Origin of the sequence: Sorangium sp. So ce321, assembly GCF_051530195.1 — a bacterium.
Lineage (GTDB): Bacteria > Myxococcota_A > Polyangia > Polyangiales > Polyangiaceae > Sorangium.
Genome location: NZ_CP150329.1, coordinates 2,301,582 through 2,323,546, shown reverse-complemented (window position 1 = coordinate 2,323,546; position 21,965 = coordinate 2,301,582). Strand labels below are relative to the sequence as shown.

The following is a 21,965-nucleotide window of genomic DNA, read 5'->3' as shown; positions in this document are numbered from 1 at the left end:
CGCCCTGCAGCCAGCATGCCAGGCGAGCGCAGCCCGCATGCCAGGCCGGATGGGTCTGCTCGCGTCACAAAAGCCGAGACAGGCGCGCTGTGGCGCGTGGCGCTCGCGGCGTTGCTGCCCGAGCAACAGCGCGAGGGCACGGCTGCGCGCTGGGCAGCAGCCGGCGGGCGGTTGGCTCGCCGCGCGCCAGAAGCGCCAGCAGGACTCGATCCGCGCCGGGGTTTGCAGCCGGAGGACGCGTCTTCTCAATGAGACAGAGGTTGTCCGAGAGGTGACGCGCGGGGCTCGCCGCCGCGCTGATGCTGGGCTGCGCGGGCGGACCGGCGGTTCTCCCCGCGAGCGCCGAGGGCGTGAGCTTCGCTGCCAGCCGCTCTGTCTTCCCGACGGTCACCCGCGTCATGTCACCGCTTCCCCCGCGGTGCTGCGCCCACCCCAGCGCGCGTGTGGCACGAGCGTTGCTCGACCCTCGCACTCGATCGCCGGAGTTCGGCTCGCGCGTTGTCTTCCGCGGAATTCGTCATGGATGTTCATTTTGGATACTGGATGCCGCTCGGCAGCGGCGGCATGGTGATCAGCAGCCTTCCACAGCGTACAGACTGGACGCTGGAGTGGAACGCGCAGATGGCGGCGCGCGCCGAGGATTCGGGCTTCGAGTATGGTCTGGCGCCCGCGCGCTTCATCGCGAGCCACGGCTGGGAGTTTCGACAGGAGCCCACGGTTTGCGCCTCGGTGCTGTCCGCGAGTACGAAGCAGCTGAAGCGCGCAAAGGCCCGCACCGAGCTGTGGAGCAGCAACGGCGTGCTCGCCTGAATCTCCCCCTTCCCCTCCGCGAAGCCTCAAATGTCTAACCTATCCAAGCGAATTCTTCTCAATGCGTTCCACATGAACTGCGTGGTGCACCAGTCTCCCGGGTTGTGGATCAAGCCGGGCGACACGATGGAGCGCTACACCGAGCTCGACACGTGGGTAGAGCTCGCCAAGGTGCTCGAGCGCGGCAAGTTCGACGCGCTGTTCCTGGCGGACGTGGTCGGCGTCTATGACGTGTTCCGCGGCAACCGCGAGGCGGCCGTCTCGAGCGCTGCGCAAGTGCCCGTGAATGACCCGCTGCCCTTGATCCCGGCGATGGCGCAAGCGACCGAGCACCTCGGCTTCGCCTGGACGAGCTCCGTCCTGCAGAACCATCCCTTCGCGTTCGCTCGCACGGTCTCCACGCTCGACCACCTGACCCGCGGGCGCGTCGCCTGGAACATCGTGACCTCGTACCTGGAGAGCGGCGCCAAGAACTTCGGACAGAAGGGCCTGCCCAAGCACGACGAACGCTACGACATCGCCGACGAGTACCTCGACATCTGCTATCGGCTGTGGGAGTCGAGCTGGGAAGATGGCGCCGTCATCAAGGATCGCCAGCGTGGCCGCTACACCGACCCGTCGAAGGTTCACAGCGTCGACGTGGATGGGAAGTACTTCCAGGTTCACGGTATCCACCTGAGCGAGCCGTCGCCGCAGCGCACCCCGCTGCTCTACCAGGCGGGCAGCTCGCCGCGTGGCCGCCAGTTCGCGGCGCAGCACGCGGAGTGCGTGTTCGTGCTGGGGCCGAACCCCGGCGTCGTCGGCCAGTACGTTGCCGACACGCGCAGTAGAGCGAGCGCGCTCGGCAGGAACCCGGATGATCTGAAGTTCCTCTCCTACGTGAAGGTGATCACCGGCGGCACCGAGGCCGAGGCCAAGCGCAAGTACGACGACTTCCTGGAGAGCATCAGCTACGACGCCAGCATGGCCCTGCTCTCGGGCTGGTCGGGCATCGATTTCGGCGCGTTTACCCCCGATCAGCCGCTCGAGTACATCGAGACCAACGCCATCCGAACGCTGCTTCACGGTTTCACCGAGGCCGACCCGACCCGCAAGTGGACGCTGCGCGATCTGGCCAAGTACATCGGCATCGGCGGCGCAGGGCCCGTGCTGGTGGGCGCGCCAGAGCAGATCGCCGACCAGCTCGAGCGCTGGGTCGCGGCAGGCGTCGATGGCTTCAACCTCGCGTACGCGATCACGCCGGGCACGTTCGTCGACTTCGTGGACGGCGTCGTGCCGGTGCTACAGCAGCGCGGCCTCACGCAGCGCGAGTATCAGCCAGGCACGCTGCGCGAGAAGATCTACGGCGCCGGCCAGAAGCGGCTGCTCGATCGGCACCCCGCCGCCAAGTACCGCACCATCTCTTCAGGGCAACGGCACGAGCCGGCGGCATCCCTCGACGCCGTAGCCGAATAATCAGACGTTGAGCAAGGACGACACCATGTCGACGATGACTTTGCTTGACTCACCTCCATCGAACTGCTGCCCGATGCGTGGGCGCGAGCGTCGCCCGCGGCTGCGGCCGCTGGCGACGCCGCCGCGCCCTGAACGACGCGGACCTCACTCTTCGCGCCGCGGGAGACGCTCTCGCCGGCCCTCTCGCGTCCGCCCGCGCCCGCCTGAGGCCTGGGCAGCCGCCGCCCGCGACCAGCATCGTCGACCCCGGCGAGAGCCGCAAGGGGTCGCCCCCATGGCGATGGCTGGACGCGCTTACGGCGAAGCGGCGGCGGTAGACGCGAGGGTCCAGGTGCACCGCCCCTGGTAGGGTCGAGGGGCGAAGCCCCCGTGGGGTACGGCGCAAAGCCCCGCTGGGGTTGCGGCAGAAGGTTGCGCGATGAGCTCCAGCGGCGTCACCGCGCCCCAGAATCCAGACGCCACACGTTTCGTCGGTCCCAGGCGGGGCCTCGTTAGAACTGGGTGATGAACGCCCACATCAGATCACTAGCCCCGGGCGGGAGACCGTGTCCGCCGTTGAATGTACACGCCTTGACTGGATATCCGGGCCTGCACCCGAGGAAGTCGTAGCAGAGCGTGTTGCCCGATTTCCATGTCGGAATGTCCGCCGGCACCATGCATCCATTGTCGGTGGCGTGTTCGATCGCGATGTACTTCGCACCTTGAGTCGTGCTGTTTCCATTGACCCAGGGGTCGTCCGGTCGCTCATCCCGGTCGTTTGCATCCAGGCGATCGGCTCGTGCGTCTTGGGGGGTAGCCAGATGTTGTAGTTGGCCGGGCCCATGCCGATAGCGGCGCGAATATCCTTCTGATGATTCAGGGACAGCGAGTAGCTGTACATGCCGCCGAAGCTAAATCCAAGCACGAAGACACGCGACGTGTCGATGCAAAGGTTCTGTTTCACAAGGGCGAGAATGTCGTCGAATAGAGGGTGGTCCTTTTCTCCCCAGGCGCCGCCGAGTCCGCTGGGCGCGAGGAAGATCGCGGGGTCGTTGGCGGCGTCCGCCACGCGCTTGAGGCCATAATAGTTCTCCCTTGTTATGTCGTTACCATTCCCGCCAAGGCCATGCGACGCGCAGATGACGCGATACGCCTTGTTCATGTCATAGTTGGTGGGAATGGTGATGTTGTAGTGGCGCTGATCCCCACTGCTCACGATCATCTTGCTGCCGTCCGTCATCATCGGCGCTTTGCCACAACCGGCACTCGGGACCGGCGGGTTCCCCAGGGGGTATCCGCCGCTGCCGCCGCTGCCGCCGCTGCCGCCGCTGCCGCCGCTGCCGCCGCTTCCCGAGCCGGGCGCGACCAGCTTCCATTGCTGGTTGGCGCCGCCGCCGTAGCGCCACTGGACGACCGATGTCCCGTTCACGGCCGCGGCCGCGTAGGCGTCGAGGGACTTTCCGCTGAGGCGCGACGTGATGCGCAGGGTGTCGCCGCCGAGGTCGGTGACGGCCCATTGCTGGTTGGCGTTGCCGTGGCAGGTGTACTGGACGATGGCCGCGCCGTCCGCGGTCGAGGCGCCGCGGACATCGAGGCACTTGTTAGGTGACCGAGCTCGTTCCACACGAGCTCGGTGCCGTCTTCGTGATAAGCCCCGTCGAGGAAGACCACGTGCAGATGCGGATTGAGCCGCATGTCGCCGGAGCGCGCCGCGTCGCCCGTCGGGGCGGCCGCCGGAACGAAAGCCGTCGCCTACACGGATATCTTCGATCAGGTCTACTGGACCAAGAAACCGGTATACATACGCGGCACCGATTGGCAACAGAGGAAGCCGGCTGCTGGGAGCAACGTAGCCGATCCTAGGGCGGTTGAATCGCGGCGGGGCGCCGGATTTCAACGCATGGGCGCAAGGGCGCAGAGGCGAAAAAAGCAAGGCGCTTGGGGCGCAGCTCCGCGCGCTCGTTGCGGCGGCGACGCTGAACGGTTCCGGCCTCGCGTCCGCGAACTCAACATGGCTGCCTGACCTCACGCATGGTTCGGCGACACCAATGATCTAAACTTGACCTATGTGTCGCAACATGGCAGAAAGGTTCCATGTCCCATTCCCCCTCAAGCCCTGCTATCGATCCGAAGCAATTCCCCGATGCACCCCCCATGCTTCGAGAATACTGGTACACCGCCTGCGCTACCTCGCAGCTTGCAAAAGAGCCTCGTGGGGTGCGCGTGCTCGACCAGGATCTTGTCGTCTTCCGCGATGGTGCGGGTCAAGCCCGCGCGTTGCTCGACCGCTGTTGTCATCGCGGTGTGCGGCTCTCGCTCGGCTCCGTCACCAAGGGGAACATCGCCTGTCGCTATCACGGATGGTGCTTCGACGGCGAGGGCCGGTGCGTTCACATTCCGTCGCTCACCAAAGACCGCCGGATCCCCGAGAAGGTCGGAGTGCCATCCTTTCCTTGCGAGGAACGCGACGGCTATGTTTGGGTTTTCCTTGGCGAAGGCGCGCCTCCACCGCTTGAGGGCATCCCGCGCTTCGCATCACGCCGGTGGATGCAGGGCGCGATGGATATGCGCTGCGACTACCTAAAGATGATCGAGAACAACGTCGACGTGTGCCACCCCTACTTCGCCCATCCCTGGACGCATCTCCAGTTCTTCACGATCCTATTCCGGGGTTTCCAGGAGTACGAGTACGAGATGCGCGTCACCGAGCGGGGGATTGTGGTCTTCACGCCGGCGACCTCGGATCCCGAGGCTCCGATCCCACCGGACGCCATGATGACGACCTACGAGCTTCCCAACCGGGTGACGGTGGAGACCACCAAATTCCATGCGCCCATCATAATCCTGCACTTCGTTCCCACCGGGGAGAACAGCTGCCGGCTGGAATGGATGGTCACGAACCCGATGCCGTTCGGCCGCAAGGTCGGGTGGTCGAAGCAGGAACCGAAAATTTTCGCTCAGGATCGTATCCTTCTTGAGAGCGCGCAACCCTGGTATGACCGCGGCGGCGGGACCTTTGAGAGGAGCGTGGAGGCTGACGCTTCGTCCCTGCTCGTGCGGCGGGTCGTCGAGCTGGCCGCTCGTGGCGCTTGGGAGAGCACGCGGGCTTCGCTGCCAAAGCGCCGGCTGGTCGGCGTCCGCGCCTAGCTCATAGGTTGCCGTCTTTGCAGGCCCGCCCGCCGGCGCCGATGCCCTCTCGCGGGCAAAAATCACCCTTGTGTCCACCGCGTTTGGAACCAGGATCCTTGGCGCGCCACCCCGCGAGACTCCATGACGGAGAGGTTGCGCTTGCGCAGCGCCACGATGAGACCACGAGCGCGCGACTTTTTCGGCTGCGCCCTGCGGCAAAGCGCCGTTTCTCGCATTGGCCCAGCGCGGCCGCGGCGCATGTCGGCCTTCATTCAGCGCAGGAAACGCGTTCCCATCCAATCGCAGTCATCCGGCAGGGCCGCCTCGGCGCGCCTACGGCGGAAAGCCCAGCTAGCACTACGCTGCCGCGGCGGCGGAGGCGCTCGCCGAGCACCCGCCTCGCGCTCGATATGTCGGCGCGCGAGAACGCAGAGCGCGAGCGCGCAGCGTTGCAGGAGGAGATCATCCGGGTGCAGCAGAGCCGGCTAGCGGAGCTGTCCACGCCGATGATCCCGATCACCGAGCAGGTGATGGTCATGCCTCTCATCGGGACCATGGATGAGCAGCGTGTCAGGCTCGTGCTTGAATCTGCGCTCTCTGGCGCCGAGGCGCATGGTGGGCGTGCCGCCTCCGTGCCAGCGTGCAGGAGCCTGTTCGCCGCTCGTTTTCCCACCGCTCCCCGTGGCGTCCGCAGTTCCGCCATGGCGTCGCCATGCAGCATCGCGGCGAGAGGGTCGTCGCCTGCGCACGCCGCCGCCGTTGCCTCCCGGCACAGGCCTGCTGCTTGCCGGCATCACTTTCCGGATGCCTCCGGGGCGCTTCGGCACGCAACCGCCGCGCGCGGGCGATCCCAGCAGAGCCTGCGGCACTGGCGAGCGGCAAGGCTCCGGCAGCGAGTCGACGCGAGCGGCGGGCTCGACGTTCGGCCCAAGCTTGCTCACCCCTCCGGTGCCACCGGTAGCCCGAGCAGCTGACCGATCGCCTCGTGCACGACCCGGGCTGCCTCCGCGTCCCCGAGGGCGACGGCTCGGCTCAGGGTGCCGGCGAGCGACGCAACCACGGCGGCTCGAGGCGATGGATCGACCGTCGCGAGTTGCCCGGGCCCAGGGCTCGGCGCTTGGGCCCGGGTTGGGTCCATGCCACCCGAGGGGGTGCGATCCGTCGTCACGCCCCCTCGAAATCCCGCCGAAAGTAACGGATCGCGACGGTTCGACACCGCACCGGAATCCTGGCGGGACGATTCCGCGGGGGCGAACCATCACGATCCGTCGCATCCCCGGGGATTTTGGGAGAGCGTGACGACGGATCGCAGCCCCTCGGAAGGCGTGGGCCCAACCCGGGCCCAAGCGTCAAGCCTCGGGCCTGGGGAGCTCGCCGTGACCGAACCGTCGCGTCGGGCGGCGGTGGTCGCCTCGCGTGCGAGCACCCTGAGACGCGCCGTCGCCCTCGGGGATGAGGCGGCGGCCCGGCTCGTTCACGAGGCGATCGGTCGGCTGCTCGGACTGCCGGTGGCACCGGAGGGGTGACCAAGCTTGGGCCGAACGTCGAACCCCAGCGGCAAGCGGCTGGGGACGCACGTTGTGGTGAGCGCCGACCGCTCCCCTCCTGACCTGCGGCGTCTCGCACGGGCGCTCCGCTCCGGACCGGCGGCGACCCCGATAGCGGATCAGGCGACGGAGGACGCCGGCCGGCGGCCGGGCGCATTCCCGGGTGTGGCGCCGAAGCGCGTCGTCACCAGGTAGTCGCACCAGCGCTCCACGCTGGTGTGGATCGGCGGCATCACCAGGCCGACCGCGCGGGCGTGGGCGTCGGCCGCGCTGGTGTCATACGCATCCTCGGCGAGGAACGATAGGCTCTCTCGCGTCACCCCGGTGAGCGCCTCCGGCAGTAGGCGCACCAGGCCGAGGGGCAGCATCCACGCCGGAGGGCTGCGCCTCAGGTGGGCGGCGATGCCGCGGACCAGCGCGGGCAGCCGCGGAGTCGCCTGATCGAGGACGCAGAGGTCCTGTTCCGCGGTCTCCGAGCGCTCGGGCACGCTCGCCAGGAAGCGCGCCAGGTAGTCGACCGTCACCAGCGGCAGGAAGGTGCGCTCGCTGCCGACCAGAGCCGGCAGGCGGTCCCGCCAGAGCTGCTCGACCATCTCGCCGACGCCCATGAGCTGCGTGGTCTCGCCGGTGCGCGAGTCGCCGATGACGCTGCTCGGATGCACGGCCGTCCAGCGCAGCCCGCGCTCGGCCGCGAAGCGGCGCACGGCGAGGAACGACTCGTGCTTCGACCCCTCGTACGCGCCGTACTGGCGGTAGAGCCGGTCCCGCGCTCGCTTCGTCAGCACGCTCTCCGCGCCCGACCGGGCGCTCGCGTGCATCATGCGGTAGCCGCCGAGGTAGACGAAGCGCCGCAGGTGGGGCCGCTCGAGCGCCCACTCGGCCGCGTGCAGCGAGCCCTCGACATTGCAGCGCCGCGCCTCCTGTACGCCGAGCCCGAAGGCGAAGCGCGCCGCCAGGTGATAGACGTCGCGCACCTGCTCGAAGCGCTCCGACAGACCGAGCGACGCCGCCTCGACATCGCCCTCGACCACCAGGAGCCGCCGCGAATCGCCGCCGTGCGCGTCGACGAACGCGGAAAGCTCGGCGGCCCGCTGCCGCGCCTGGCGCACCGGCGCCACCACGGCCTTCGTCCGGGTCAGCTCGGCCAGCAGCCAGCGCCCGATGAATCCCGTACCCCCCGTCACCATGACCTCGACATCGCACGCTCTCATAGGCCGCCCAGCATGCGTCGCTGGACCCATGAGGAAAATGGGATGTATCTCATACCAGGCATGAGCGAGATCGATATACGGAGCATCAACCTGAACCTCCTCCCCGCCCTCGAGGCGCTGCTCGTCGAGGGCAGCGTCAGCGGCGCGGCGCGCCGCGCCCACGTCAGCCAGTCGGCGATGAGCCATTCCCTCGCGCGCCTGCGCGAGCTCTTCGGCGATCCCCTCCTCGTCCCCCTCGGCCGCGGTCTCACCCCCACGCCGCGCGCGCTCCAGCTCCTCGCGGCCCTGCCCGCCGCCTTCGAGCACCTCCGCCGCGCCCTCGCTTCCCCCGAGCCCTTCGATCCGCGCACCTCGGCGCGCAGCTTCCGCGTCGCCACCGTCGACTACTTCGAGCTCACGACGCTGCCCGACGTGCTCGACTACCTGGGCGAACACGCCCCCTTCGTCCGCCTGGAGATCGAGCGCTTCTCCCCTGACGTCACCCCCGCGCTGGTCCTCGGCGACATCGATCTGGCCCTGTTCGGCGCCTCGCAGCCCGTGCCGGCCGCGGGCCTCCGCCGCGCCCCGCTCTACCAGGATCCCTTCGCCGTCATGGCCCGTAAAGGCCACCCGGCGATCAAGCGCCGCCTCGATCTCGACACCTATGTCGCCCTCGGCCACGTCCTCGTCAGCGTCGAGGGCCACCGCGACGGCGCCGTCGACCGCGCCCTGGCCCGCCTCGGTAAGACCAGACGCGTGGCCCTGCGCCTGCCTCACTTCATGTCCGCGCCCCTCGCCGTGCGCAGCTCCGACCTCCTCTGCACGATCGCGAGCAGCGTCGCCCAGCGCGCCCGCGAGCTCTTCGGGCTTCGGGTGTTCGCGCCCCCCTTCGAGCTGCCCGCCGCCCAGGTCGTCGCCGTGTGGTCGCAGCGCCACGACGACGACCCGGCGCAGCGCTGGTTCCGCGACCTCTTCTTCTCGGGCCGCGCCCTCTCGCCGCGCCTGCGGGCCCTGATCCGAAGGGGCGCGGCTTGATCCGGGGATGTTCTAGATGGGATGAGGCATCCTGGGCATTCGAGGGGGCCCCCCGGACAGAGCCTGGAGCGTCGATCCGAAACTCGATGCTCGACCAACCTTTGCATCCGCTCAAAACGAACTGAATCGAAGAAGGAGGCAATGCCCGCATCGAGCACCCAATTGACCTTCCTGCCACGTGCCACCGCCAACGCATCAAGGGCATCATATTGGCTTCGACCGGGCCGAAATCCGCACGAAAATCCAAGAAATGAAGGCTCGTAGATCCGCTCCAGAATGGTGCGGTGACAGGGAGGACGGTCACGGCCGCGGGAGGCCGCGCGGTCGCCGTGGCCCGTGCTCCGGGAAAAGAGCTACTCCCATTCCGGTGCTTGAATGAAATACCGGAGGGCCGGCACCCTAGCCGCCAGAGGGGCTTCCGGGAGGCATCGAGCTCCGGGGCAGGACCACTGTACGGTGGGACCGTGATGCCGCGGCCCTTCACCGCGGGCGACGCGGCGGCGGAGGGCGCCCCGTTGGGCCACACCGGAGCCGCCCTCGGCGGCCAAGCAGGCGGAAGCTATGGGAATAGCTGCTATTTCCGACGACCGCTCGCCATCGACGGGTGTTTCTGGCGGGACGATTCCGCGGGGGCGACCCGTCGCGATCCGTCGGATGTACGCGGCGATCAACCTCTCGCCGCGACGCGGCCATGGCGTCGCCAGGCATCATACGGTTCCATTGCGATGAGCGCGGTCAGGACCTCCTGGTCGCTTTCTCCTGCAAGGGGCGCGGCCTCTGCCCGAGCTACGGTGCGCGGCAGATGTGCAACACGGCGGCGCACCTCGTGGATCGGGTACTGCCAGCCGTACCGGTGAGACAATGGGTCATTTCGCTTCCATTAAAGATCCGGGGCTTAGCTGCATTTCAGGTTGCGGATCCGAGTGTACATGCTCCGACCGGTTCGTTCCATGTTGGACGAGAGCCTCTGCGCGCGGCGCTCCCGCGTGCGGACATGGACAATCAGATCTGTGAGGTATCCAGCCGAGCCGCCGCCATGTTGAGCAGCGCTGCCATGGCGTCCCAGGCGAGCTGGCGTGTTCGGGGGAGGTGCTGGACGAAGTAGGCTTCGTGCTCCATCCACTCGTAGCTACCGCGTCGCTGCTTGATCGATGCAGCGCCCGTGCTGAGAAAGAGTGGCTTGCGGCGTTCGATCGACAATCTGAACGTGAACGCGAGCGCCATTCGGTAGCACGGGAAAGAGTTACGCGGAAGCTGAGGGTCGTAGCCGACGAGCGAAGACACGAGCCGCCCAGGATCCTCGAAGTAGGTAACGAACGCCACCAGCTCCCCGGTATCCTTACGCTCCAGCAGCGCGATCGGAGTCATGCCGGTCGACGTTACCACGTGAAAGAACCCGGCGTTGAAGCAGGCGTTCAGCCGGGAGTGCTTGCCGATGTACAAAGCGTGGTACAGCCACGCGACGCGCTGCGCCTCGGCAGGGGCGAGATCCTTCGGCTCCCGCACGCTGAACGGTCCGTCGTGGAAGAGCGCGAGATCCTTTCGGACCGCTGCTCGTTGGTTGGCCGACAGCCGGGCAATACGCGTTGGATCCCACTCGTGCACGGGTCGATGCGCAATCAATCGGTAACCGCAGGCGGCAATCACCGCCTTTTTCGTGATCTCACGCGGATCGACCGCTCGCATTACAAGCGCATGTTCTGGAAACAGCCGGCAGAGCCCGGCAGTGAGCGTGGCCAGCTCGTCTCGCGTGAGCTGGTTTTGGGGCGATGTTGTCAACAGCCAGTTATTGATCGAGACGCAGCGATTGAAGCCCGCTCGGGTCACGACCCTCCCGAGCAGCCCGACGGCGCGCTGCAGCGGCCAGGTCTTCCAGCGCGGGCGTATCTTGCTCATCTCGAACATCATGTAGAGGATATAGTGACAACGCGTCGAGACGAGGTAGCAATCGTCCACGTCACCGTCGTTGACAACCAGCGGGACGAGCGCGTCGCCCACCACCGCGATGAACGCACGTGTGCTGCGGCCGTTGTCCATCAAGCCACTCGGGCCATGACGTAAAAATTCGACGAAGTAAGCCCGACGTTCTGGTGTGTATCGATCGTCGGAACAGCTCGCGATGCGTCGCGCGAACGCGTCCGCCTGTCCGGAGCGGAAAAGTTCGACTTCAGGCATTGCCGTGTCCATTGCGGTAGATCAACAGCGCCATCAGCACGAGTCTCGCAACCGAGAAATATGCATCGATCGCACGCTCACGCAAGCGCCGCTGTTACCGAGCCAGCTCATTGATGGCCATGAAATCCGTCTGGATGGTGGCCATCATCGCGCAGCAGCACGCCCACCACGGACGCGATGGTGCGGGCGTACTCGGGCGCGTCAAGGGTGCGCTCCCTGCCGGTCGCCGCTGCGCGCCTTTGACCCGCCCTGCGTGCGCCCGCTGGCTAGCGCCCCGGGTGATGGGCATACGGATGTGACTCCGCGGCTCTATCGCCCTGCCTGCGCGTACCCCTGTCAACGCTTCGCGGACCCCCTCGCGGGAGCCTGCTCATGACTCGGGGCCATCTTGGCTCGCTACGCCTTCAATGTAGGTCTCTCTCATACCCATCTCCGTGCCGGTTTATCCCGGCGCACCCACGTTCCCATGATGCCTTCTCCCTCGCGCTCGGTGGGCGAGAGGCAGGCGAAGAGGATAGCGGCATCCTGGCGCCGCGCGGGGGCGCCCGCGCACGAAACGTGCAGCGCGAGAGCCACCATCGACCTGAGCAGGCGCTCGCTCGTCGCGCTCGCCTGGGCAGCGAGCCATGTCGGGCAAACCGACCCTGGCAGGTCGCCGCCGCTTGACGAAGAACACGGCTGCTTGGCGGTCATCCCGCCGGGAGAGAGGGGACCTCCCGGAGCAGAGACGGCGATGAAGGCGGTCGTCCAGCCTCACCTCCACCGACGGGCGCCTCACCCCAGATTCTCGAATGCATCCAAAAAGCGGGCTGACGTGGATACCCAGCCGACGATGCCGCCTTGGGCTTTGATCATATCGAGGGCCGCTCGCTGAAACTCCGGAAAATAAGACGCAACGCAATCTTCCAGGACGAGACACCTGTAGCCCCGGTCGTTGGCTTCGCGAGTCGTTGTCTGAACGCAGACCTCGGAGGTCACGCCGGTGACGATCAGGCTGCTAATTCCGATATTTCTCAAGATCAGGTCGAGGTCGGTGGCGAAGAACGCCCCTTTGCCAGGCTTGTCGATGACGGTCTCTGTCGGCAAGGGCGACAGCTCATCAATGATGTCATGGCCGTACTCCCCGCGCACCAGCACGCGGCCCATTGGGCCTTCGTCGCCTATCTTGATCTTCAGTCGTCCGCGTTCGCGCTTGGAAGGTGGGCAATCGCTCAGATCGGGGCGATGTCCTTCTCGTGTATAAAGTACTGTCAAGCGTCTCTGCCGGCAGGCCGCGAGTACGCGGCGCGTCGGCTCGATCGCAGGGTGAAGCAGCTCGACCTTGTTTCCAAGAAAATCGCCGAACCCACCCGGCAAGATAAAGTCTCGCTGCATGTCAATGACAATCAATGCCGTGCTGGCCGGGTCGAGGGTGAACTCGTACGGTTCCGCTTCCACCGTTAAATGCGTTTTCATCTTGAGCTCCACGATTTCAGGTGATTCCGCCAGATGCGGATCCATGTCGGCATTGATTCGTGCTTCTCGACTCCGGGGCGTTTGCGAGGGCGAAGCCTTCTGGCATGGTGCGGCGCCTCGCGCTTCACGGGGCTGCTGCGAGCGCGAGGCGGTGTGCGATGACCTTCTGACCCATGGTTTGAGGCTTTGGCGGAGCTGTCTCGCGCGCATCGCTCGGTGATCGGAGCAGGATATTATCCATGTGGAGGTCAACGGCCTCTCCGTCAACCTGAGAAACCAGCTCACTTTGCAGCCGTTTCCGGCTGAAATTGAACAGGGAGGCGCGGGCTACCGGCGGCGCGTTGGGCCCGCGTTGGGCCATGCCGGAGGCTCGCTCGGCCGCGAATCAGCCGGAATTATTTAAAATTATTGATATTTCGTCCGCGTCCGCCTCGTCGTCGCAGAAGTCCTGGCGGGACGATTCCGCGGGGGCGAACCGTCGCGATCCGGTGCTTTGCCCGGGATTTCAGGGAGGCGTGACGACGGATCGAAGTCCGTCGGTGGGGGTGGGCCCAACCGGGGCCCAGCCGGCGAGCCTCGATCCTGGGAAGCTCGCGTCGGCCGACGCGTCGCCTCGGGCCGTCGTGGTTGCCTCGCTCGCCGGCACCCTGAACCGCGCCGTCGCCCTTGGGGATGAGGAGGCGGCGCGGATCGTTCACGAGGCGATCGGTCGGCTGCTCGGCCTGGTGCCAGCACCGGAGGGGAGAGAAAGGTCGCGCCGACGGTAGCAAGCCGCATTGACGAGGCGCCCAGATGGAGTGGCGAGTGGCGCAGACGGCGCTCCTGGTGACCACGAACATTCAGTACGACACGCCATCGAGGACTAACAGGATCCGGAGATCGATTCACGTGGCCGATATCGTGGAGGCTCGGCCAGCGCGAGCGGCAGCGCGTCAGCGCGACAGGTCGAGCTCGAAGAGCGGGAGCAGCCGGCCAGGGATGCTGGCAGAGCCCTTCTCGCCCACGCGCCGCGCGCCGCAGGCCTCGTAGAACCGCCCGGCGTTCGGATCGCCCTGGATCACGAGGACGCGGTACCCGCGTCGCCGCGCTTCGTCGCGTGCGTGCGCCAGGAGCGCGCGGCCATGACCGCGCCCCATCTCCTCCGGCTCGACGAAGAGGTAGCCGAGCTCCACCCGGGTCGGGCTCAGGGCCTCGAGCGTGTAGAACCCGAGCGCCTCGTCTCCGCGTACCAGGACGAAGGTCGGATGCCGCGCCACGTACGCCGGCGAGATCGAGAGCTCCGCGCGGCACGCCTCCATGAACTCGCGCGTGTAGCCCCAGTGCGCCTTGGAACGGAGAGCGAGCGCGCCGAGGAGCTCAGCCTCCTCGGGGCGAGCGGCCCGGATCACGGGGACCTCAGGCAGGCGAGCCGACCGGGCGCGCCGGGGACGGCGGCGCGCCGGTCTCCGCCGGGCGTTGTCTGCTGGCGCAAGGGCATGGCTTCGGCATTCTAGCGACGGGCTCCTGATCTCGCGATGGCCTTCCGAGGAGCGAGCGCCTGTCGGCTACAGGCTGCCTCGTCTGACCTCCTGAGCCGGAGGGACGCTCAGCCCTTCCCGCTCGTCGTCCCAGGCAACCGCGCTGATCTTCCAGCCGGCGGGCGTCTTGACCAGCTGGATGGACTTCGTGCCCCTCGCCTCGAAGCGCTGCCCCGAGAGCAGCCCGGACTTGCGATATACACAGAAGCGCTGCGCGATTCAGAGGATAGCCCGCGCAAAGCCATTCCGACCTGTTAAGAATTTCCTGCCAACAACCGGCAGTTGACATGACGTACAAAGTACGGATCCACCGATCCGCCTACAAAAATCAACAGATCCAACGAGTTCACTCGGCTGTGTAATATTGTCTACACCACGCTGGCTCATCACGTCGGCGAAGCAGGCGGTCCAGGCGCCCATCACGGGCGACCTTGCATGGCTTCACAACGCGGGCGGATGCGATCGATCAACGATACGGTCCCTGGCGCGGCGCCTCACCATTGAGCACCGACACGTCCACGTGCTCGTCGAGCCCCTCGAGCTCCTTCACGTGCCACTCGACCAGCATGCAGCCCGCGCAGATGTACGCCTCGAGCTTGCCGACCCTCCGGCTGCTCCAGACGCTCGGCTTCGCGATGGCGAGATCGCTCCGACCGTCGGCGTCCGCGTCGAGGACCTTGGGCGCGTGGAGGATCTTCCTCGCGCCGCATGCGGGGCAGCGGAGCTCGTCGCGCATCGACGCGGATCGCCGCTCGAGCAGCGCCTGGACCTCGCGCTCGAGCCGCCCCACCCGCTCCTCGAGGGAGCGCTCCGCCGGCGCGCTCGCGGCGTGGGGATCGGTGACGGGATCCGCGACGGGCGCGCTCGCGGCGCGGGGGAGCCGGGCGCCGCAGTCCAGACAGAAGACATAGGCCTCCGGGTTCGAGCGGCCGCACGCGGGGCAGTGCATACCGACAGGATACGGGCGATTTCCCGCGGAGCGAACAGCAGGAAGCCCCGATCTCACGCCACCAGGATCTCCACGGCCACGAGCCGGTTCTCGCGTGTCCCGTCACCGACGGGTCGTTCCGCGTCCGGAGCGCGCGTCACCCCTCTCCCGCGAGCACCGCGGCGATCGCGACGCGCTCCCCGCGCGGCCGCCCGGCCGCGTCGGCGTGGGCCATGTCGAGGGCGGCCAGCACCGTCGAGAGCGTCGTCTGGTCCAGGACCGACGACGCCTCGATGGCCTGGAGGTCCTCTCCCACGAAGTTCTTCGGGCACGCGTCGATGACGGGCAGCGCGCGCCCGCCCGGCGGCGCGAACCGGATCGGCAGGCCGTGCGTGCGGCAGATGAGCGGCCGCGCCGCGTAGACAGCGCACCTCCCCTCCCCGTCGAGCGCCGGGCACACGCCCGGGTCGCCCGCCCGCGCGCGCGCGGCGAGCGCCGCCCGGTCGGCCTCGGGGAGCGCCGCGAGCGCCTCGCGCAGGGCGTCGGCCTCGATCGACGTCACGGAGAACCGCCGCCGGCAGCAGTCGCTGCACCCGGTGCGGCAGGCCATCCGCGCGCCATGGCGGGCGCTCGCGCTCGCGAAGAACGCGTCGACCTTGGCAAAGAGCTCGCGGAGGCGCTCGCGCGGCGGAGGACTCATCCGCCGGGTTCTAGCAGCGGCGCGTCCTCCTGCAGGCGCGGCTCGCACGGTTCGCACCGCTCGCGCGGCTCGCGCGGCTCGCGCGGCTCGCGCGGCTCGCGCGGCTCGCGCGGCTCGCTGGCTGCCCGGCGCAGCAGGACGTTCTCTCCCAGCGCCCACATCTCGGCGCCGTCCCCGCGCACATCGAACAGGGTGCCCCAGGTGCCCGACGCCTCGCCCCGCCAGGTCCCGCCGCCATCGGTCGAGCGCAGGAGCGCCCCGTCCCGGCCGCACGCCCAGAGCGTCCCCTCCTCGTCCCCCCAGATGCCCCGGAGGCCGCCGGAGACCACGGCCAGCAAGTCCCATGTCGCGCCGCCGTCCCGGGAGCGCACCACGTCGCTGAGGGTCAGCCCGCCGACCGCGAAGAGCTCGTCGCCCCTGCCCCAGACCGCCTCCAGATCGCGCGTGCTGCCGCTCTCGACCGCCTCCCACGTGGCGCCGTCGTCGACCGTGCGGACGACGGCGCCGCCGCGGCCCACCGCCACGGCGAGCTGCGCCGGCCCCGCCCAGACGGCGCGGAGGCGCGGCTCGCGCGGGGCCTCCAGCTCGATCCACCGGAGGCCGTCCGCGCCGAGGCGGCAGACAGCGCCATCGAGGATCGCGAACGCCCTCCTCGCCCCCTGTCCATGCACCGAGGCTCCTCCAGGCCTGCCCGTCACTTCGATCCAGGAATCTCCGCCGTCCTCGGACCGGAGCTGCGCGAAGCCCCCGCCGACGGCCAGCATCGTCTCGCCGCTCCCCCACACGGCGATCAGCGAGCCGGCGTCCTCCTCGGTGCTCCTCGCCCAGGTCTGGCCGCCATCGCGGGTCTGCACGATGGTGCCACCGTCGCCCACCAGCACGACGCGACCAGGCCCCGCGACCCAGAGACCCCGGAGCTTCCCGCGGACAGGCACCTTCTGCCAGGGGCCCTCGAGCGGCGCGTCCCCTGCCTGGACTGGCACCTTGGCGAAGCTCTTGCCACCATCGGTGGACCGGAAGGCGGGCCCGGTCCCCACGCACCAGATCGCGCCCTGGTCGTCGCCCCACGCCGCGGCCCGGGGCTGATCGGACCTGAGCTGCGGGCGACGCCAGGTGCGGCCCTCGTCCTCGCTGACGGCCACGAGACCGCCATCGCCCGCCGCGACGACAAGACCGTCGGCGCCGAGCCATAGCCCGTGGAGGGCGCTCCCGCTCCCGGTGGGGCGCGATTCCCAGGAGGCGCCCCCGTCCCGGCTGGTGTGGACACGGCCATCGCCATCGCCCACGACCACGAGCCCCGCGCGCGCGCAGAGCGCCCGCGGACACCGGCCAGGGACCTCGTGACGAGCCCACGCGCCTCCTCGCAGGACGGCGAGCTCACCTTCGAGCGCGAGCGCGAGGAAGCGCCCCTCGGCGTCGACCGCCGCGGCCTCCAGGCAGAGCGCGTCGAGGCTCGGCCCTGCTTCCCAGGTCCGGCCGTGATCGCGGGACCGGAGCACCGTCCCGCCGAGCCCCACGGCGATGGCCTCGCCGTCGTCCCGCAGGGCGACGCCGCGCAGGTCGGCCTCCGCGCTGGAGCTCACGTCGGACCAGCGCCGCCCTTCATCGAGCGAGGACAGCAGGGTCCCCCGATGTCCGGCCGCGATCAGCGCCTGGCCGGCCCCCGCGACCGCAGCCAGGTCCTGGCGAACGGGCGTCTGCGCCCGCTTCCAGCGCTGGCCTCCGTCCTCCGAGCGCAGCGCGTGCCCGCCGGAGCCCACGAGGACGAGCAGCTGGCCTCGCCCCCAGACGGCCCGGTGGACGAGGCTCATCGGGCGGCGACGCGACAGGCCGAGGCGGCCGCGGCGCGCGGATCGTTGCGGCTCACGAGCTCGCGGGTACCACCTCGGCCGGCGAGCGCGCAAGCGATCCGGCGCCGGAGCGCTCGTGTCAGGGCGCCGCGATCTTCCCCTTGACCCACCGTCCCGAGTCGGTGAGCTGCCCGTCGGCCCAGGGGCCGCCCGCGCTCGCGCCGGACCGGAGCGCCGCGCACGCCTCGGCCTTGTCGACGATCGACCAGTTGAGCCAGCTGATCTTGTTGGCGCTCAGGAAGTCGAGCCAGGTCTGCGCCTCTCCGAGGTCGAGCGCGCCGGACCCGCTGGCCTCGCAGGTGCCCCACTCGGTCACGAACAGCGGGAGGCCCGCGGCCAGCGCGTTGGTCGCCTTGGTGCGCAGCGCGCCCTTGTGCGTGGCGGCATAGAAGTGCAGCGTATAGGCGATGTCCTCGTAACGCGTGATCGGGTTCCCGGCGGCGATGTCCACGTCCTGCGACCAGGTCGGCGTCCCGACGATCACGAGGTTGTCGGAGCCGGCGCCGCGGATCTCCCCGATCACCTCCTCGGCATATGCCTTCACCTGAGGCCATGTCTCGTCGTTGGGCTCGTTGTAGACCTCGAAGATCACGCCGGGCTCGTCGCCGTACTCCGTCGCCATCTCCCGGAAGAAGCGCTTCGCCGCTTCCTTGTGATCGTTCAGGGCCGCGTCGTGATCGTGCCAGTCGATGATCACGTAGATGCCTCTGGCGATGGCGGCGTCGACGATGGCCTTGACCTTGCGCTTCTCCGCGTCCGGGTTGCGGAGGTAGCCGAGCCCCATCCCGGCGCTGATGGTCATCGCGGCGCGGACGACGCTCACATCCCAGCCGTCCACGAGCGTGTTGACGGCGGACGCGTTGTAGAACTTCTCCCCCTCCCAGACGCTCCAGAACATGCTCATGCCCTTGAGCTGGAGCTCTGCCCCGTACTCGTCGACGACGCGGTTGCCCATCACCCCGAGGCGGCCGTGCCGCTCGACCGGCGTCCCCGTGACAGGGCCCGTCCCGGTCGAGGTCGTCGAGCTCACGGCGGTCGTGGTGGTCGTCACGGCCGACGTCGACACGTCGGCGCCGCCGGCGCCGCCCGCGCCGCCAGCGCCGCCGCTGCCGCCCGCACCCGTCGTCGTGGTCGTCACGGCCGACGTCGATACGGCCGAGGTCGATACGGCCGAGGTCGATGCGTCGCCGCCGCTGCCGCCCGTGCCGGACGTCGTGGTCGTCACGGACGATGTCGATGCGTCGCCGCCGCTGCCGCCCGTGCCGCTCGTGGTGGATGCCACCGTCGACGCATCGCCGCCGGTGCCGCTCGTCGTGGATGCCACCGTCGACGCGTCGCCGCCGGTGCCGCTCGTGACGGATGCGACCGTCGAGGCGTCGCCGCCAGCGCCGCCGCCGCCGCTGGCCACCGACGTCGATGCGTCACCGCCGCCCACGCCTCCGCCGCTGCCGCCCTCGCCGCCTGTACCGCCGCCCGAGGACGCCGACGTCGAGCCGCTCACCGTGGAGGACGCCGACGTCGATGACGCCGAGCCGCTCGCCGTGGAGGACGCCGACGTCGATGAAGTCGAGTCGCCCCCTCCAGATCCCGAATCCCCTACCGAGCCATCGCATGCGATGAGCATCATCGCCGGCAGCGCAAGATGCAGAAAGCCGCGCGTCCACCGCGGCCCGACAAACAACCCCGCGTTCACGTCGTGATTCATTGCATTCTCCAAGCAAGGCGCTCGCTCGATGGACCTGGCATCGAGCAACGGGCGTCCAGTACGGGATCAGGAAAGCAAGTCAGCCGCGCAGATAGCAGGCTCGGCGCGAGGGGTGAAGGAGAAAGTCGGAGCTCCACCGAACAGCGCGCGCAGAGATGGCTTCACGCAAAGCGTCATCGCGACCGCCGCGCGAACACCCACCACCCCGCGCAGCGGTCAACGCATGAGCACGCGGCCCCCGCGACGAGCCTTCCGGCGTTCGCGCCGCGTCGGCCGTCGCCGCGGCGAGGCCGTCGGTGCGCGCGAGCATCCGGCCGGGCCTCGCCAGCGGCCACCGCGCCGCATATATTCCTTGACGAGCATATACCCGATCGGGCATATTCTCCTCGTGATGGTCGAGACGTTCGCGGCGCTCGCCGATCCAACACGCCTGCGCATCGTCGAGCTGCTCCGGGCCGGGCCCCGGCCTGTCGGCGAGATCAGCGACCGGCTTCCCCTGCCGCAGCCTCAGGTGTCGAAGCACCTGCGCGTGCTCAGGGACGCCGGCCTGGTCGACGTGCGGCCGCAGGCGCAGCAGCGCATCTACGGATTGCGCGCGGGGCCGCTGCGCGAGCTCAACGAGTGGATCGAGCGATTCCGGTGCATCTGGGACGCGCGCTTCGAGCAGCTCGACGAGCTGCTGGTCGAGATCCAGCGCAACGAGGAGGAGGAGAAGAGGCGATGAGGGACGCGACGAATCTGGAGATCAGGTCGGACCGTGAGGTCGTCATCACGCGCACGTTCGCTGCGCCCCGGCGCATCGTCTTCGAGGCGATGACGAAGCCAGAGCACGTGAAGCGCTGGTACGGCCTGAGATCCCTCACGATGTCCGTTTGCGAGATCGACCTGCGCGTGGGCGGCAGGTGGCGCTACGTGCTGCGCGCGCCGGACGGGAGCGAGCACGGGTTCACGGGCGTTTACCGCGAGGTCGAGCGACCGGAGCGGGTCGTCAGCACGGAGAACTACGAGCCGCTCGGGCCAGGTCACGAGATGGTCGTGACGGCGACGTACGACGAGCGCGACGGGAAGACGATGTTGACGAGCAGGATCGTCTATCAGTCGCAGGCAGATCGCGACGCGCACCTCCAGTCGGGCATGGAGGCCGGCATGCGCGAGACGTTCGAGCGGCTCGAGGAGCTCCTCCCCACGCTCTCGTGAGGGCCCGGTGACGGCGGCGGGACAGGGGTGGATCCGGGCGGCGCGTCCGTCAGTCCGCGACGCGCCACCGCTGCTGCTCCAGCAGCAGCTCCGGCGTCACCGCGCGATACCCCCTATCGCTCGACCGCCGCGTCCGTTATAACGGACAAACCGTCCGCTCGATAGTTCGCGAGGGACGCCAACCGGAAGGGAACTTTGCATGAAACGGCTGTTCAAGCTGCTCGCCCTCGTGCTCGCGCCGCTCTGCATCGCGCTGAGCGCCCAGGCTGCCGAAAAACCCAGCGAGATCCGCGTCGCCAACCCCGGCGTGGGCGTCGGCAATCGCCCGGCGGTGGGGGGCTCGGCCTGGTCGCTGCTCAGCCTGCGCAGCGCGCTCGAGAATGAGTTCAAGAGCGACGGCGTGCCGGTGCGCTGGAGCTTCCTGCGCGGCGCCGGACCAGCGGTGAACGAGACGTACGCCAACGGGCTGACCGATTTCTCGCTGCTCGGCGACCTGCCGTCGATCATCGGCCGCGCCGGCGGCCTGAAGACGCGCATCCTCGCGAGCGGGCCGAAGACCAACCTGTACATCGCCGTGCCCGCGGACTCGCCCATCCAGAGCGTCAAGGATCTCAAGGGGAAGCGCTTCGCGGTGTTCAAGGGCACCTGCTTGCAGCTCTCGGCGGCGCGCATCCTGGAGGCCCACGGGCTCAGCGAGCGCGACCTCCGCGCCATCAACATGGACAACGCAACCACGAAGGCAGCCCTGGCCACCAAGGACGTCGACGCCGCCATCGGCCTCAACGACCTGCTCGCCCAGCGGGATCAAGGCCTCGTGCGCATCATCTATTCGACCAAGGGCGACCCCCGCTACACCTGCAACAGCACCATCATCGGCTCGGACGATTTCATCCGAAAGTACCCCGAGGTCACCAAGCGCGTGGTGCGGCAGTACGTCCTGGCAGCCCGATGGGTCGCGGAGCAGGAGAAGGACCTGAGCGAGGCGTACCGCGTCTGGTCGCGCTCCGGCGTCCCGTTCGCGTCCTTCAAGGAAGACTGGGCTGGCGAGTCCCCGCGCGAGAAAGACAGCCCGCTCGTGGACGCGTACGTGGTCGCTCGCTACAAAGCGAGCATCGCGGACGCCAAGCGCCTGGGCTTGATCCGCGCGACGTTCGACTTCGAGCCCTGGGTCGACCGCAGCTTCCTCGAGCAAGTCCTGAGAGAGGAGAAGCTCGAAGGTTTCTGGAAGCCCCGCCCGGCGCCCTGACGCGGCCGGGAGCTCGAGACGAAGCTGCCGATCGAGGCAGCGCGGAT

General features: G+C 68.5%; 18 protein-coding genes. 9 read left to right on the top strand and 9 right to left on the bottom strand.

The window, feature by feature from the left end:
- The first annotated feature begins 543 nt into the window (after positions 1-543).
- Together WME89_RS09040 and WME89_RS09035 are read left to right on the top strand one after the other, a co-directional pair.
- On the top strand, positions 544-810 hold the full coding sequence (locus WME89_RS09040; RefSeq protein WP_438008812.1) for a hypothetical protein: 267 nt from the start codon (positions 544-546) through the stop codon (positions 808-810).
- Between the two features lie 30 nt (positions 811-840).
- Positions 841-2,265: an LLM class flavin-dependent oxidoreductase gene (locus tag WME89_RS09035; protein ID WP_438008811.1), complete on the top strand. Its 1,425-nt coding sequence runs from the start codon at positions 841-843 to the stop codon at positions 2,263-2,265.
- Between the two features lie 517 nt (positions 2,266-2,782).
- Here WME89_RS09035 and WME89_RS09030 read toward each other — a convergent pair.
- Entirely contained in the window at positions 2,783-3,868 is a 1,086-nt protein-coding gene (locus tag WME89_RS09030; RefSeq protein ID WP_438008810.1) for an RICIN domain-containing protein, read from the bottom strand.
- A 470-nt stretch (positions 3,869-4,338) separates the two neighbouring features.
- Between WME89_RS09030 and WME89_RS09025 the strand changes: the two genes are divergently transcribed.
- The gene (locus WME89_RS09025; protein WP_438008809.1) at positions 4,339-5,391 is read left to right on the top strand and encodes a Rieske 2Fe-2S domain-containing protein; all 1,053 of its coding nucleotides are present in this window, start codon (positions 4,339-4,341) and stop codon (positions 5,389-5,391) included.
- A gap of 1,648 nt (positions 5,392-7,039) precedes the next feature.
- Here WME89_RS09025 and WME89_RS09020 read toward each other — a convergent pair.
- Positions 7,040-8,131: an SDR family oxidoreductase gene (locus WME89_RS09020; RefSeq protein WP_438008808.1), complete on the bottom strand. Its 1,092-nt coding sequence runs from the start codon at positions 8,129-8,131 to the stop codon at positions 7,040-7,042.
- A 42-nt stretch (positions 8,132-8,173) separates the two neighbouring features.
- Between WME89_RS09020 and WME89_RS09015 the strand changes: the two genes are divergently transcribed.
- Both WME89_RS09015 and WME89_RS09010 read left to right on the top strand, forming a co-directional pair.
- Positions 8,174-9,145, top strand: a complete 972-nt coding sequence (locus WME89_RS09015) for a LysR family transcriptional regulator (RefSeq protein WP_438008807.1) — start codon at positions 8,174-8,176, stop codon at positions 9,143-9,145.
- A 691-nt stretch (positions 9,146-9,836) separates the two neighbouring features.
- Positions 9,837-10,250 (top strand): transposase zinc-binding domain-containing protein, encoded by a 414-nt coding sequence (locus WME89_RS09010; protein WP_438008806.1) that lies wholly within the window; start codon positions 9,837-9,839, stop codon positions 10,248-10,250.
- Here WME89_RS09010 and WME89_RS09005 read toward each other — a convergent pair.
- The 7 genes from WME89_RS09005 to WME89_RS08975 form a co-directional block, all read right to left on the bottom strand.
- Positions 10,148-11,320: a hypothetical protein gene (locus WME89_RS09005; RefSeq protein ID WP_438008805.1), complete on the bottom strand. Its 1,173-nt coding sequence runs from the start codon at positions 11,318-11,320 to the stop codon at positions 10,148-10,150. The two genes, WME89_RS09010 and WME89_RS09005, sit on opposite strands and share 103 nt — an antisense overlap.
- Before the next feature lie 774 nt (positions 11,321-12,094).
- Positions 12,095-12,820, bottom strand: a complete 726-nt coding sequence (locus WME89_RS09000; protein WP_438008804.1) for a cysteine hydrolase family protein — start codon at positions 12,818-12,820, stop codon at positions 12,095-12,097.
- A gap of 887 nt (positions 12,821-13,707) precedes the next feature.
- Entirely contained in the window at positions 13,708-14,163 is a 456-nt protein-coding gene (locus WME89_RS08995) for a GNAT family N-acetyltransferase (RefSeq protein ID WP_438008803.1), read from the bottom strand.
- Positions 14,164-14,758: 595 nt separating this feature from the next.
- Positions 14,759-15,241, bottom strand: a complete 483-nt coding sequence (locus WME89_RS08990; RefSeq protein ID WP_438008802.1) for a double zinc ribbon domain-containing protein — start codon at positions 15,239-15,241, stop codon at positions 14,759-14,761.
- A gap of 136 nt (positions 15,242-15,377) precedes the next feature.
- Positions 15,378-15,920: a YkgJ family cysteine cluster protein gene (locus tag WME89_RS08985; protein ID WP_437624724.1), complete on the bottom strand. Its 543-nt coding sequence runs from the start codon at positions 15,918-15,920 to the stop codon at positions 15,378-15,380.
- Complete coding sequence (locus WME89_RS08980; protein WP_438008801.1) at positions 15,917-17,731, bottom strand: WD40/YVTN/BNR-like repeat-containing protein; 1,815 nt, start codon at positions 17,729-17,731, stop codon at positions 15,917-15,919. The genes WME89_RS08985 and WME89_RS08980 overlap by 4 nt, the downstream gene beginning before the upstream one ends.
- A 118-nt stretch (positions 17,732-17,849) precedes the next feature.
- On the bottom strand, positions 17,850-18,800 hold the full coding sequence (locus WME89_RS08975; RefSeq protein ID WP_438008800.1) for a glycoside hydrolase family 5 protein: 951 nt from the start codon (positions 18,798-18,800) through the stop codon (positions 17,850-17,852).
- On the opposite strand from WME89_RS08975, the gene WME89_RS08970 reads away from it, so the two are divergent.
- The 4 genes from WME89_RS08970 (at position 18,763) to WME89_RS08955 (ending at position 21,918) form a co-directional block, all read left to right on the top strand.
- The gene (locus tag WME89_RS08970; protein ID WP_438008799.1) at positions 18,763-19,470 is read left to right on the top strand and encodes a hypothetical protein; all 708 of its coding nucleotides are present in this window, start codon (positions 18,763-18,765) and stop codon (positions 19,468-19,470) included. The two genes, WME89_RS08975 and WME89_RS08970, sit on opposite strands and share 38 nt — an antisense overlap.
- Positions 19,471-19,503: 33 nt before the next feature.
- Positions 19,504-20,199 (top strand): ArsR/SmtB family transcription factor, encoded by a 696-nt coding sequence (locus WME89_RS08965; RefSeq protein ID WP_438008798.1) that lies wholly within the window; start codon positions 19,504-19,506, stop codon positions 20,197-20,199.
- The gene (locus WME89_RS08960; RefSeq protein ID WP_438008797.1) at positions 20,196-20,672 is read left to right on the top strand and encodes an SRPBCC family protein; all 477 of its coding nucleotides are present in this window, start codon (positions 20,196-20,198) and stop codon (positions 20,670-20,672) included. The genes WME89_RS08965 and WME89_RS08960 overlap by 4 nt, the downstream gene beginning before the upstream one ends.
- Before the next feature lie 199 nt (positions 20,673-20,871).
- Positions 20,872-21,918, top strand: a complete 1,047-nt coding sequence (locus tag WME89_RS08955; protein WP_438008796.1) for an ABC transporter substrate-binding protein — start codon at positions 20,872-20,874, stop codon at positions 21,916-21,918.
- Positions 21,919-21,965 lie beyond the last annotated feature (47 nt).

Coding starts and splice junctions, on each gene's coding strand:
- WME89_RS09040 (WP_438008812.1), top strand. CDS start 544: ATGCCGCTCGGCAGCGGCGGCATGGTGATCAGCAGCCTTCCACAGCGT.
- WME89_RS09035 (WP_438008811.1), top strand. CDS start 841: ATGTCTAACCTATCCAAGCGAATTCTTCTCAATGCGTTCCACATGAAC.
- WME89_RS09025 (WP_438008809.1), top strand. CDS start 4,339: ATGTCCCATTCCCCCTCAAGCCCTGCTATCGATCCGAAGCAATTCCCC.
- WME89_RS09020 (WP_438008808.1), bottom strand. CDS start 8,131: ATGAGAGCGTGCGATGTCGAGGTCATGGTGACGGGGGGTACGGGATTC.
- WME89_RS09015 (WP_438008807.1), top strand. CDS start 8,174: ATGTATCTCATACCAGGCATGAGCGAGATCGATATACGGAGCATCAAC.
- WME89_RS09010 (WP_438008806.1), top strand. CDS start 9,837: ATGGCGTCGCCAGGCATCATACGGTTCCATTGCGATGAGCGCGGTCAG.
- WME89_RS09005 (WP_438008805.1), bottom strand. CDS start 11,320: ATGCCTGAAGTCGAACTTTTCCGCTCCGGACAGGCGGACGCGTTCGCG.
- WME89_RS09000 (WP_438008804.1), bottom strand. CDS start 12,820: ATGGATCCGCATCTGGCGGAATCACCTGAAATCGTGGAGCTCAAGATG.
- WME89_RS08990 (WP_438008802.1), bottom strand. CDS start 15,241: ATGCACTGCCCCGCGTGCGGCCGCTCGAACCCGGAGGCCTATGTCTTC.
- WME89_RS08985 (WP_437624724.1), bottom strand. CDS start 15,920: ATGAGTCCTCCGCCGCGCGAGCGCCTCCGCGAGCTCTTTGCCAAGGTC.
- WME89_RS08980 (WP_438008801.1), bottom strand. CDS start 17,731: ATGAGCCTCGTCCACCGGGCCGTCTGGGGGCGAGGCCAGCTGCTCGTC.
- WME89_RS08965 (WP_438008798.1), top strand. CDS start 19,504: ATGGACCTGGCATCGAGCAACGGGCGTCCAGTACGGGATCAGGAAAGC.
- WME89_RS08960 (WP_438008797.1), top strand. CDS start 20,196: ATGAGGGACGCGACGAATCTGGAGATCAGGTCGGACCGTGAGGTCGTC.
- WME89_RS08955 (WP_438008796.1), top strand. CDS start 20,872: ATGAAACGGCTGTTCAAGCTGCTCGCCCTCGTGCTCGCGCCGCTCTGC.